The sequence below is a fragment of the Rummeliibacillus pycnus genome (assembly GCF_044359855.1).
GTDB lineage: Bacteria > Bacillota > Bacilli > Bacillales_A > Planococcaceae > Rummeliibacillus > Rummeliibacillus pycnus_A.
Map to the genome: position 1 here is coordinate 3,610,494 of NZ_CP132291.1, position 12,813 is coordinate 3,623,306.

A 12,813-nucleotide genomic window follows, 5' to 3' on the forward strand; every position below is an offset into this window, starting at 1 on the left:
CATGAAATTTAGCGACATAGGAGTATTAGCTGCAGTAATAATGATTGTGGCAATGCTCATCATCCCTTTACCACCATGGTTGTTAAGCTTTTTAATTATCATTAATATTACGCTAGCATTACTTGTAATGCTAACAGCTATGAACATGAAAGAAGCATTAGAATTTTCAATTTTTCCATCTCTCTTATTATTGTTAACTTTGTTCCGATTAGGTTTAAATGTTTCAACTACTCGAGCGATTTTAACTGGTGGAGATGCAGGGAATGTCGTTGAAACTTTCGGTACCTTCGTAGTAGGCGGTAACGTGCTAGTTGGTTTAGTTGTATTCGTTATCTTGGTAATTATCCAATTTATCGTAATCACTAAAGGGGCTGAACGTGTATCAGAAGTGGCTGCACGTTTCACATTAGATGCAATGCCAGGGAAGCAAATGGCGATAGACGCAGATTTAAACGCTGGATTGATATCAGAATCAGATGCAAGAGAGCGTCGAGAAAAAGTTAGTAATGAAGCAGATTTCTATGGCTCAATGGATGGTGCTACGAAATTCGTAAAAGGTGATGCCATTGCAGCGATCATTATTGTCTTAATCAACTTAATTGTTGGTTTGATCATCGGGATCGTGCAAATGGATATGGGATTTTCTGATGCTGTCCATTTATTTACTACATTGACAGTCGGTGATGGCCTTGTATCTCAAATACCAGCATTACTTATTTCTACAGCTACAGGTATTGTGGTAACTCGTGCGGCATCTGATGGTAACTTAAGTAAAGATATTACAGGTCAACTATTGGCCAATCCAACATTAATTTACATAGCGGCCGGAACTATTTTTATCCTTGGAATTGTTACACCAATAAAATTTATTTATACAATTCCAGTTGCAGCGGTATTAGCGATTGTTGCATATAGTTTAAATCATGCTAAGAAAGAGAACATAGAAGAACTTGAACAAATTGAAGAAGTTGAAACTACTGATAATTTAAAGAGTCCAGAAAATGTTGTCAATTTACTGAGTGTTGATCCAATTGAATTTGAATTCGGTTATGGTTTGATTCCTCTTGTAGATGCTTCTCAAGGTGGAGATTTACTTGATCGCGTTGTCATGATTCGCCGTCAATTGGCTCTAGAATTAGGGATTGTGATACCGGTAGTTCGAATTCGAGATAATATTCAACTTCAACCAAACGAATATCGTATTAAGATAAAGGGAAATGAGTTAGCAAGTGGTGAATTATTGTTAGATCATTATTTAGCAATGAGTCCCGGAGATGATGATTCGGTTGAAGGTATTGATACTGTAGAACCTTCTTTCGGTTTACCAGCAAAATGGATTACTGAGCAGGTAAAAGAGGAAGCAGAAATGTTAGGATATACAGTTGTTGATCCACCAAGTGTTGTTTCAACGCACCTAACGGAGATTATTAGAGCAAATGCGTCTGAACTATTAGGTCGTCAAGAAACAAAACAATTAATCGATCACCTAAGAGAAACTGCACCAATATTAGTAGACGAGTTAACGCCAACACCATTATCCATTGGTGAAATTCAAAAAGTATTAGCAAAATTGCTAGAAGAAAATGTATCTGTACGAAATCTACCTGTTATTTTTGAAACTTTAGCAGATTATTCGAAGTTAACATCTGATGTCGATGTCTTAACTGAATATGTTCGACAATCCTTAGCGCGTCAAATTACAACCCAATATGCCTCTGGACAAACAGAGTTAAAAGTATTGACTGTTTCTGCGAAAGTCGAAAAAACAATTGCTGATAGTATCCAACAAACCGATCATGGTAATTATTTAGCAATGGACCCAACTGAGTCGCAAGCTATTTTAGAGTCAATTGCAAAAGAAGTGGAACGTATTGCATTCTTTGAACAATCACCTGTCATTTTATGTTCTCCTGCAGTACGAATGTATTTACGACAATTGACAGAAAGATATTTCCCTCAAATTCCAATTCTTTCGTATAATGAATTAGAATCATCAATAGAGATTCAAAGTGTTGGGGTGGTGAACGTTTAATGAAAATGAAAAAATATATAGCGCCATCAATGACTGCTGCGATGAAAAAAGTACAAGCAGATTTAGGTGATGATGCAATTATTGCAAGTTCGAAAGTTTTATACTCAAAAGGCTTTTTAGGTATGTTCAAAAAGAAAAGCTTTGAAGTAGTAGCGGGGATTGATCGTACAAATTCAATAGAAGCTAGGATTCCTTCTAGAATTGTACAACAACCAATGATTATTGAGTCAGAATCTACTGAAGAACAAACGGAAGAAATAAAAAAAGAACTTGCAGATTTAAAAATAATGATGAAATCTATGCAACGCCAATCTATTAGCGTTCAATATCCAGATGAACTATCAGCTATTATTGAAAGATTAGAGCAGCAAGAGATTAATCCTGAGCTCATCACGCAAATAGGTGATGAGCTCTTTGCAGTTGTAAAAAATAGTAAAGAAGATTTATCACAAAAAGAACTACAAGAAATAGCAAAAAAGTATCTAATGAAATTATTGAAGGATTTACCTTTCGGCGGCATCTCATTTAATAAACAATATATTAATGTATTAGGTCCAACTGGTGTTGGTAAAACAACTACAATTGCAAAGATGGCAGCAAGAGCAGTATTGCAAGAGAAAAAGAAAATAGGTTTTATCACAACAGATACATACCGGATTGCTGCAATCGAACAACTCAAAACATACGCGAATCTTTTACAAGCACAAGTGGAAATTGTTTATAGTAGGGAAGATTATGAGAAAGCCTTAATAAAATTTGAACAGTTAGATTTAGTCTTTATCGATACTGCTGGTCGAAATTATAAAGAAGCAAAATATATTAAGGATTTACAACAGTTAATTGATGTTGAAAAAAATGTAGAAAATTACTTAGTTTTGTCTATGACAGCGAAAGAACGCGATATGGCAACAATTATTGAACAATTTTTAGCATTTCCTGTGGAAAAATTAATATTTACAAAGACAGATGAAACAAATACTATTGGCTCAATGATCAATTTAATGGTTAAATATAAGAAGGGACTTGCTTACTACACGAATGGTCAGGAAGTACCAGAAGATATTGAAGAAGCATCTATCAATAATATTATTGAATTGCTTTTTCAGGGAGATAACATATGAGAGATCAGGCTGAAGCATTAAGGTTGAAAATGCAACAAAGTAAGATTGTAGGGCAATCGATTGCTGTAGTTAGTGGTAAAGGTGGAGTAGGGAAAAGTAATTTTACAGCAAATTTTTCTAATACTTTAGCCGCATATGGTAAAAAAGTTATAATTGTAGACATGGATATAGGGATGGGAAATATTCATATCCTATTAGGCAAAAGTTCTAGAAGTAGTTTAAAGGATTATTTGCAAGGGGATGTCTCAATAGAAGAAGTAATTTTTGAGGGACCTAATAGCTTGCATTATATTTCAGGTGGAACAGGGCTTGCGGGATTGCTAGAATGGTCTGATCTTATGTTTGAACGGCTATTGACTGCTTTTGAGAATCTGCAAGCAACCTATGATTATATTTTATTTGATATGGGAGCTGGCGCCACAAATTGGTCATTAGATTTACTAGTTGCTGTAGATGATATTATCGTTGTTTCAACTTCAGAACCTACTTCTGTTATGGATGCCTATTCAATGATGAAATATATCCATTACAAAGATCGTGAGAAAAATTTTTATTTGCTTTGCAATAGAGTTTTAACTAATGAAGAAGGCTCCGATACATTGAATAGATTGAAAGAAACAATGGCTCGTTTTTTAGCAAAGGAAGTAACGATATTAGGTGCACTACCAGAAGATAAACTTGTTCGTCAAGCAGTAAAAAGACAAGTTCCTTTTTCAATATTATATCCTAACGCTCAAATTACGAAGACATTGAAAGAAATAACGAATAGATTTATCGAAGGAAATACGAAAGAAATTATCGTTCCAATTCAATCGAATAAGTTTATTTCTAAATTAAAAAGTATTTTTTCGAAAGGAAGTGATTAGTTGTCTATTACCCAACCGAAAAAACTATTAATAGTTGATGACTCAGCGTTTATGAGGAAAATGATATCAGATTTCTTTGGTGATCATCCTCATATTAAAGTGATCGGGACAGCTCGTAATGGTAAAGATGCAATAAGGAAAATTCAAATGCTTAAACCAGATGTTGTAACGATGGATGTAGAAATGCCAGAGATGAACGGACTTGAAGCGCTAAAAGTAATAATGAAAGAATGTCCGGTTCCAGTTGTAATGTTATCAAGCACAACAAAAAGTGGCGCAAAGATAACATTAGAAGCAATGGCAAGTGGCGCTGTTGATTTTGTCGCAAAACCAAGTGGACCAATTTCATTGGACCTTTACAAGATTCAATCTGAAGTAATTCGAATTGTAGAAAATGCGGCTACAGTACATGTATCTAAATTACGACATGCAGAACAGAAGGATTTGGAGAAGACAACTATTCCGAAAGAAAAAGTATCTACTCTTTCCCATAGTAGCGTGAATACTAAAGATGATATTCAACGAGGTATTCAAGTTAATCCTCCTGTGAAATGGAATTCGCATTCTAAGAAAATGGTGCTTATTGGTACGTCAACAGGCGGCCCTAGAGCATTGCAGGAAGTTATTACTCGGCTACCGCAAAATATCCCAGCACCTATACTTATTGTGCAACATATGCCTGAAGGATTTACGAAATCATTGGCTAATCGATTAGATCAACTGGCCAAAATTACCGTAAAAGAAGCTGAACAAGGAGATATTCTCCAAGCAGGTGTTGCGTATATTGCGCCGGGAGGTTTTCATCTACATATTCGAAAAGTAGGCATGTCCTATTGTATTGAATTAGATCAATCAGAACCACCCCGCGGAGGGCATAGACCTTCTGTGGATGTCATGTTCGAAGATAATAGTAAATACAATGATTTTGATAAAATCGCTGTCATTATGACAGGCATGGGTTCAGATGGTACAAAAGGATTGCAAGCATTAAAAAACAATGGAAATGTCATTGCTATTACTGAATCCGCAGATACATGTGTTGTTTATGGTATGCCAAAATCTGCTTACGCAACAGGATTAGTTGACGAAGTTGCAGATGTTGATGATATTTCAAATATAATTATGAAATATTTGCCTTAAAGGGGGGCTTTTAATGGATACAAACCAATATTTAGAGGTCTTTATAGATGAAAGTAAAGAGCATCTTCAATCTTGTAATGAAAACTTATTAGCATTAGAACAAAATCCACATGATTTAGCAATAGTCAATGAAATTTTCCGTAATGCGCATACTTTAAAGGGTATGTCAGCGACAATGGGTTTTGAAGATTTAGCTGATTTGACACATAAAATGGAGAACGTATTGGATGCGATTCGCAATGAGAAAATCACCGTCACTCCAGAGATTTTGGATGTTGTTTTTGAATCTGTCGACCATTTAGAAGCGATGATTGATGATATTGCTAATGGTGGTGATGGTAAACGTGATGTAACAGCTACTGTTGCTAAACTAAAACGTATTGAAAATGGAGAGCCAATTGATGGAGTGGATATTCCTGCTGAAGAATCTACTGTAGGTGGACCTGTTTCTAGTGCTGAAGCCTTACGATATGATGAATTTGAGTTAACTGTTATTCAACAATCGCATGAACAAGATTTCAATACATATGAAATCGCTATACACTTACGTGAAGATTGTTTATTAAAAGCAGCAAGGGTATTTATGGTGTTTGATATATTAGAAAAATTAGGGGATGTAATTAAATCCTCGCCAACTGTTGAAAAACTAGAAGAAGAGCAGTTTGATAATGATTTCTATGTTGCTTTGGTAACAAAAGATTCAGCAAACGATGTACAAAAGAAATTATTGAAAGTATCTGAAGTAGAAAATGTAATAGTTACACCAATTGATTATCATGCGCTTGTAAAACAAGAAATTGCTGTAACAGTAGCAGAAGTACCAGTTGCACAGAATACTTCTACTATACCAGTAACTACTAATACAGATGCTAAAAAAGCACCTGAAAAGAAACCTTCACACACAAGTAGTAAGACGATTCGAGTTAATATTGAACGCTTAGATATTTTAATGAATCTATTTGAAGAACTTGTCATTGACCGTGGGCGTTTACAATCTATTGCATCAGAATTAAATCATAGTGAATTAAATGAAACCGTAGAAAGAATGTCACGCATTTCAGGTGATTTGCAAAATATTATTTTAACAATGCGTATGGTACCAGTTGAAACTGTTTTCAACCGTTTCCCTAAAATGGTCCGTCAATTAACTCGTGATTTACACAAGAAAGTAGATTTAGAGATTATCGGTGCTGAGACTGAATTAGATCGTACTGTAATTGATGAGTTAGGTGATCCGCTTGTACACCTTATCCGTAACGCGCTAGACCATGGTGTTGAAAGCCCGGAAAAACGAAAAGCAGCTGGAAAAACTGAAGTGGGTAAAATAGTGCTGCGTGCTTATCATAGTGGTAATCATGTCTTTATTGAATTAGAAGATGACGGCGCTGGCATTAATCGTGAAAGAGTATTAGAAAAGGCCATTTCTAGAGGAATTGTATCGCTAGAAACTGCTACTTCCATGACAGATAATCAAGTAAATGAACTGATTTTAGCGTCTGGCTTCTCAACAGCTGATGTAATTTCTGATATATCTGGTCGAGGTGTGGGGCTGGATGTTGTAAAATCAACAATTGAATCACTAGGCGGTAATATCACAATAGATTCTACTGAAGGTAGAGGTTCATTATTCTCTATTCAATTGCCTCTAACACTATCTATAATCTCTGTAATGTTAGTAGAAATTGAAAAAGAAATATATGCAATTCCACTATCATCAATAATAGAAACATCAATTATTCGCAAATCTGATATTATGAATGCTCATAATCAAAAAGTAATTGACTTCCGTGGAAAAGTTGTTCCGCTTGTATATTTGGATGAAATCTTTGAAGTACCTCGCGATGAATCAAAAGATGATGAATTCCATTCAGTTGTACTTGTACGTAAAGGTGAGAAAATGGCGGGGTTAGTAGTAGATTCATTTATAGGACAACAAGAAATTGTCTTAAAATCACTTGGAAACTATCTGACAAATGTATTTGCGATTTCCGGCGCTACTATTCTAGGAAATGGTAAAGTAGCATTAATCGTTGACTGTAATTCACTAATTAAATAACGTACTTATAGAAAGAGGTGTCCATAATGGCAAATTCACTTGATGTAGAAAGTGTAAAAGTAATTGTATTTCAACTAGGTGATAAAGAGTACGCGATTCCAGTAAATCAAGTTCAAGGAATTGAAAAAACAATGCATATTACACGTGTACCAAAAACTCCTGAATACGTTAAAGGTGTAATTAATCTACGTGGTGTAGTTACACCAATTATCGATCTTCGCGACCGTTTTAACGTGAAATCATCAGTTGAAAATGAAAATACACGTATTATTATTATTTCATTAGATGAAATGGAAGTAGGATTTATCGTCGATGCTGCTAATGATGTAATGGACATTCCAAAAGTAGCAATTGAACCACAACCTGAAGTAGTAGGATCTTATGAAGAAGAATTTATCTCAGGCGTTGCAAAAGTAGATAAAAGACTATTAATATTATTGAATTTAGAGAAAGTACTTAATACCTTAAAATAAGGAATGGTAAAATCTAATGACATTTTACAATAAAATAACGTCTTTGCACTTAGATGTTTTAAAAGAAATTGGAAATATAGGGGCTGCTCACGCTGCTACAGCTCTTTCGGATTTGTTGAATACTAAAATCGATATGCGGGTCCCAAAAGTTGAAATGGTCTCATTTAATGAGATGATGGAATTTGCTGGCGGTGCTGAAAGTGTTGTTGCGGGTATTTATCTTCGAATTGAAGGTGATGCGGAAGGTGGAATGTTTTTTATTCTTCCGGTAGAACAAGCAAATCATTTTATCAAAAAATTAATCCATGATGAATCATTTGATTTTAGAAATCCACCAGTTTCAGAGTTAGGACGATCTGCTATGCAGGAACTTGGAAATATACTATCTGGTTCCTATTTATCTGCATTATCAGATTTTACTGGCTTGAAAATTTATCCTACACCACCTGCTTTAACTGTTGATATGTTTGGTGCAATTATTAGTTTTGGCCTTGTTGAAGTTTCACAAATCGGTGATCATGTAATTGTTATTGATACTACTATTTTTGAAGAACATATGGGTGATTCAGAAACAGTCCGTGGACACTTCTTCTTATTGCCGGATCCTGACTCTTTTGAAACGATATTTAGATCTTTAGGGGTTTCATAATATGTTAGCGAGTATAAGCACGGTTGTTAAAGTTGGTATTGCTCAAATGGATATAGCAAAATCACCAAATACAATTAGAACATCAGGTTTAGGGTCATGTGTAGGTGTAGTACTTTATGATGAATCAAAAGAAATTGCAGGTTTAGTTCATGTTATGTTGCCAGACTCAAAGTTAGGTCGTAGTGAATCAATTAATGTAGCGAAATTTGCTGATACGGGTATACCGGCCATGGTGGAACAATTAAAAAGAGAAGGCGTTCATTCGTTTAAATTAAAAGCTAAGATTGCAGGAGGGGCTCAAATGTTCCAATTCACATCGAATCGTGATTCGATGCGAATTGGCCCTAGAAATGTAGAGGCAGTGAAACAGCAACTAAAGATGTTATCAATTCCTATAGTTGCAGAAGATACTGGTGGAAGTAGTGGGCGTACGATTGAATTCGACACTTCAACTTCCGTTTTACATATTCGTACTGTCAATCAAGGAGTGAAAGAAATATAATGGTAGGTTCATTTTTATCTAATTGTTGGGCAGCTGTAATAGCTTTTACAATTTATTTTTTAATGACATTTCAATCAGTAGAAAACCCAACAAGTATTATTATTCATTCATTCATTGTTGCTGTCATTGTGTTTTTATTGACTTATATAGTTCGTTTTATTATTGCGTTTGTTATGTACACTCCTTCTGATGAAGAATCAACAGTTCAAGAAACAACAATACAATCTGATGGGGAAGTTGAAGAACAACATTCATTGAAAGAGAAGACTTCCAGTACCCTTAGTGACAATCAAGCAGAAGAATTAGCGAAAGCTGTCAAAACAATGATGTCAAATGACGAATAATTTTGAAAGGGAGCTTATTTTGGCTCCCTTTTATAGTAAAGATTTGATATAATATACATGTCATTTAGAAAAGACAACGAGGTGGATTCGATGATGCAACCAACGTCAAATGAAGAACAAAAGCTTTGGCAAAGCTGGGCAGCTGAACGTGATCCTCGTGCAGGAGATTTGTTAATAAAAAAATATACTCCACTCGTCTCTTACCATGTACAACGTATTAGTACTGGTTTACCCAAAAATGTATCGAGAGATGAATTGACAAGCCTTGGCATGATGGGATTATTCGACGCACTTAACAAATTTGATATATCACGAGATTTAAAATTTGATACATATGCCTCTTTCCGAGTCCGTGGCGCAATAATAGATGGACTGAGAAAGGAAGATTGGTTGCCGCGATCTGCTAGGGAAAAATCAAAAAAACTAGAAGCACAGATTGAAGCGATGGAGCAACAACTACAACGGCATGTTACACCAGAAGAAGTAGCTCAAGAATTAGGCGTCAGTGTAGATGATGTATATCAAACAATGCAAGAACATTTTATGTCTAATATTTTATCTATGGACGAGCATTCTTCAGATCAAGATGATTCAGAGGTCAAGACATTTGCCATTAGGGACGAACAAGTACGTACACCTGAGCAAGAAATTGTTCGAACAGAACTATTAGATGATTTAGTCGAGAACATATTAAAACTAAACGAAAAAGAGCAACAAGTATTGAGTTTATTTTATACAGAAGAGTTAACTCTAACTGAAATTGGAGAAATGCTTCAACTTTCTACATCAAGAATATCTCAAATACATTCAAAGGCGCTCTTTAAATTACGTAATTTATTATCAGCCGAGATGCAAAATGTATAATCACTGGAGGCAAATGTATGAGCTTAAAAGGGGTAGAATTACAAATTGCATTACCTAAGACTTTTGAAGCGGGTAAAATAACGGAACAAGCACAGCAGCAAGTGAATGCAGGGCAAGATTTTGCTAATCATGCATTACAAAAACAAATTGAACGAAATAGAACAGCTGTTTTAGAATCTGATAAAACTGCTCAAATTAGAGAAGATGATCCATCCGATGATAGAGAAAATGAAAAGCAACGAGGCAAAAAAAAGAAACATGAATCTCCCACTCTTGATCAGATTCAACATCCTTTCAAAGGACATTTTGTAGATTTTAGCGGATAGGAGTTATAATGGTAGCGACAATTTTAGTGTTTTTATTTATTGCACAAGTGTTAAGCTTTTACTTCATTATTTTACTTTATACGAAAATTTCTCGACTAAAAGATATTGAAAAGAGTCAGGAACGATTAAAGGATGAAATGTATAATGCAGTTGGTGCTTATTTAGCAGAAATGCGTGATGAAAATGATCGATTAATTAAAGAATTAACAATGATGAATAGAAATAGACAAATACATGAAAACGAGAATAAGCATACTACTACAGAGAAAGATATTGACGGGATACAAGAAGACCAATCTACTAAAAAAGAAGAAGTCATAGTACCAACTTATAATTTGCCGAGAAACGTCGCAGCAAAGGCATATAAAAATAATTCTACAACAACACCAACCATAACAGTGCAAAATGAATCCTTTAAAGAGGAACTGACGCACCTTGTTGAACCGGAAAAGAAACTAACTCTGGATGAACAAATCCAAGAATTATATCGTGGTGGAAAGACCATTGATGAAATTGCAAAAATGCTGCAAAAAGGAAAAACAGAAATTGAATTATTACTGAAATTTCAACACTAAAAGGTTGCATAGGACAAGACTGTGTGATATATTATCAAGTGGTGTTACATTACACACGTATTCTGATGCACGGAGAAGGTGCTCATTATGAGTTACTCCTACAGATGATGAATACGGAGGACAAAAAAACCATATCAGGAGGAAACACTCATGTCAGTAATTTCAATGAAACAATTACTAGAAGCTGGTGTACATTTCGGTCACCAAACTCGCCGTTGGAACCCAAAAATGAAAAAATTCATTTTTGTTGAACGTAACGGTATCTACATTATCGATTTACAAAAAACAGTTAAAAAATTAGAAGAAGCTTACGACTTCATGCGCCAAGTTGGCCAAGATGGTGGTAAAGTTCTTTTCGTTGGTACTAAAAAACAAGCTCAAGAAGCTATTAAAGATGAAGCTGAACGTTCAGGTAACTACTACATCAACCAACGTTGGTTAGGTGGTACTCTTACAAACTTCGGTACTATTCAAAAACGTGTAAAACGTATGAAAGATATCGAAAAAATGGAAGAAGACGGAACTTTCGAAGTTCTACCTAAAAAAGAAGTTGTTCAACTTAAAAAACAACACGAACGTCTTGTTAAATTCTTAGGCGGTATCCGTGATATGCATGATCTACCAGACGTAATGTTCGTAGTAGACCCACGCAAAGAACGTATTGCTGTAGCAGAAGCTCGCAAATTAAACATTCCGTTAGTAGGAATGGTTGATACTAACTGTGATCCTGACGAAATCGATTACGTTATTCCTTCAAATGATGACGCAATTCGCGCAGTTAAATTAATCACTGCAAAAATGGCTGATGCTTTAATCGAATCTAAACAAGGTGAAGAAGAAGCAGTTCCAGCTGAAGAGGTTGCAGCTGAGTAATTTCTGATTAGAAAACAGGTGATAAGCGGCTAAACCCTCTTATCACCTTTTTTTGAGAATGATAATAATTTCATATGAATTTATAAGGAGGAACTATCAATGGCAGTAACTGCAAAAATGGTTAAAGAATTACGTGAAAAAACTGGTGCTGGTATGATGGATTGTAAAAAAGCATTAGTACAAGTTGATGGAGATATGGAAGCAGCAATCGATTTCCTACGTGAAAAAGGATTATCATCAGCTGCTAAAAAAGCTGACCGCGTAGCTGCAGAAGGTACAACTTATATCGAAGTAAAAGGTAATGAAGCTGTACTTTTAGAAGTTAACGCTGAAACTGACTTCGTTGCTAAAAACGAAGGTTTCAAAACTTTAGTTAAAGAATTAGCTGATCACTTATTAGTTGCTAAACCAGCAACAGTAGAAGAAGCTTTAGAAACAACTATGGAAAACGGTGCAAAAGTTGTTGACCATATTTCTTCAGCAATTGCTACAATTGGTGAAAAAATCACTCTTCGTCGTTTCACTGTAGCTACTAAAACTGATGCAGATGCATTCGGTGCTTACCTACACATGGGTGGACGCATTGGTGTATTAGCAGTAGTTGAAGGTACAACTGATGCAGATGCAGCAAAAGACGTTGCAATGCACATCGCTGCATTAAACCCTAAATACATTGCTCATGACCAAGTTTCTGAAGAAGAAATTGCTCACGAACGCAAAGTATTAACTGAACAAGCTCTTAACGAAGGTAAACCTGAAAACATCGTTGCTAAAATGGTTGAAGGTCGTTTACGTAAATACTTCGAAGAAATCTGTGTTCTTGACCAACCATTCGTTAAAAACCCAGATCAAAAAGTTGGCGACTTTGTAAAAGCAGCTGGCGGTACATTAACTTCATTCGTACGTTATGAAGTTGGTGAAGGTATCGAAAAACGTGAAGATAACTTCGCTGAAGAAGTAATGAACCAAGTTAAAGGTAACTAATACCGATA

At 35.3% G+C, this 12,813-nt stretch carries 14 protein-coding genes; all 14 read left to right on the plus strand.

Going from position 1 to position 12,813, the window contains the following annotated elements; genetic code table 11:
- Position 1 precedes the first annotated feature (1 nt).
- Positions 2–2,032, plus strand: coding sequence for a flagellar biosynthesis protein FlhA (gene flhA, locus Q8X41_RS17540; protein WP_397537528.1), 2,031 nt, complete (start codon positions 2–4; stop codon positions 2,030–2,032).
- The gene (flhF, locus tag Q8X41_RS17545) at positions 2,032–3,153 is read left to right on the plus strand and encodes a flagellar biosynthesis protein FlhF (RefSeq protein ID WP_397537529.1); all 1,122 of its coding nucleotides are present in this window, start codon (positions 2,032–2,034) and stop codon (positions 3,151–3,153) included. Before flhA ends, flhF begins: the two co-directional genes overlap by 1 nt.
- Positions 3,150–4,019 (plus strand): MinD/ParA family protein, encoded by an 870-nt coding sequence (locus Q8X41_RS17550; RefSeq protein ID WP_397537530.1) that lies wholly within the window; start codon positions 3,150–3,152, stop codon positions 4,017–4,019. Before flhF ends, Q8X41_RS17550 begins: the two co-directional genes overlap by 4 nt.
- The gene (locus Q8X41_RS17555; RefSeq protein WP_397537531.1) at positions 4,020–5,159 is read left to right on the plus strand and encodes a chemotaxis response regulator protein-glutamate methylesterase; all 1,140 of its coding nucleotides are present in this window, start codon (positions 4,020–4,022) and stop codon (positions 5,157–5,159) included. It begins immediately after the preceding gene.
- Positions 5,160–5,172: 13 nt separating this feature from the next.
- Complete coding sequence (locus tag Q8X41_RS17560; protein ID WP_397537532.1) at positions 5,173–7,215, plus strand: chemotaxis protein CheW; 2,043 nt, start codon at positions 5,173–5,175, stop codon at positions 7,213–7,215.
- A gap of 26 nt (positions 7,216–7,241) precedes the next feature.
- Positions 7,242–7,688, plus strand: a complete 447-nt coding sequence (locus tag Q8X41_RS17565) for a chemotaxis protein CheW (protein WP_397537533.1) — start codon at positions 7,242–7,244, stop codon at positions 7,686–7,688.
- 16 nt (positions 7,689–7,704) lie between these two features.
- A complete protein-coding gene (locus tag Q8X41_RS17570) occupies positions 7,705–8,337 on the plus strand; it encodes a chemotaxis protein CheC (protein WP_397537534.1) in 633 nt (210 codons plus the stop codon).
- 1 nt (position 8,338) lies between these two features.
- The gene (locus Q8X41_RS17575) at positions 8,339–8,839 is read left to right on the plus strand and encodes a chemotaxis protein CheD (RefSeq protein ID WP_397537535.1); all 501 of its coding nucleotides are present in this window, start codon (positions 8,339–8,341) and stop codon (positions 8,837–8,839) included.
- Positions 8,839–9,183: a hypothetical protein gene (locus tag Q8X41_RS17580; RefSeq protein ID WP_397537536.1), complete on the plus strand. Its 345-nt coding sequence runs from the start codon at positions 8,839–8,841 to the stop codon at positions 9,181–9,183. Before Q8X41_RS17575 ends, Q8X41_RS17580 begins: the two co-directional genes overlap by 1 nt.
- Before the next feature lie 90 nt (positions 9,184–9,273).
- The gene (locus Q8X41_RS17585) at positions 9,274–10,047 is read left to right on the plus strand and encodes a FliA/WhiG family RNA polymerase sigma factor (protein WP_397537537.1); all 774 of its coding nucleotides are present in this window, start codon (positions 9,274–9,276) and stop codon (positions 10,045–10,047) included.
- Between the two features lie 17 nt (positions 10,048–10,064).
- Entirely contained in the window at positions 10,065–10,373 is a 309-nt protein-coding gene (locus Q8X41_RS17590) for an RNA polymerase subunit sigma (RefSeq protein WP_397537538.1), read from the plus strand.
- 8 nt (positions 10,374–10,381) lie between these two features.
- Positions 10,382–10,948: a hypothetical protein gene (locus tag Q8X41_RS17595; RefSeq protein ID WP_397537539.1), complete on the plus strand. Its 567-nt coding sequence runs from the start codon at positions 10,382–10,384 to the stop codon at positions 10,946–10,948.
- A 150-nt stretch (positions 10,949–11,098) separates the two neighbouring features.
- Positions 11,099–11,821, plus strand: a complete 723-nt coding sequence (rpsB, locus tag Q8X41_RS17600; protein ID WP_397537540.1) for a 30S ribosomal protein S2 — start codon at positions 11,099–11,101, stop codon at positions 11,819–11,821.
- A gap of 99 nt (positions 11,822–11,920) precedes the next feature.
- Complete coding sequence (gene tsf, locus Q8X41_RS17605; RefSeq protein WP_397537541.1) at positions 11,921–12,805, plus strand: translation elongation factor Ts; 885 nt, start codon at positions 11,921–11,923, stop codon at positions 12,803–12,805.
- Positions 12,806–12,813 lie beyond the last annotated feature (8 nt).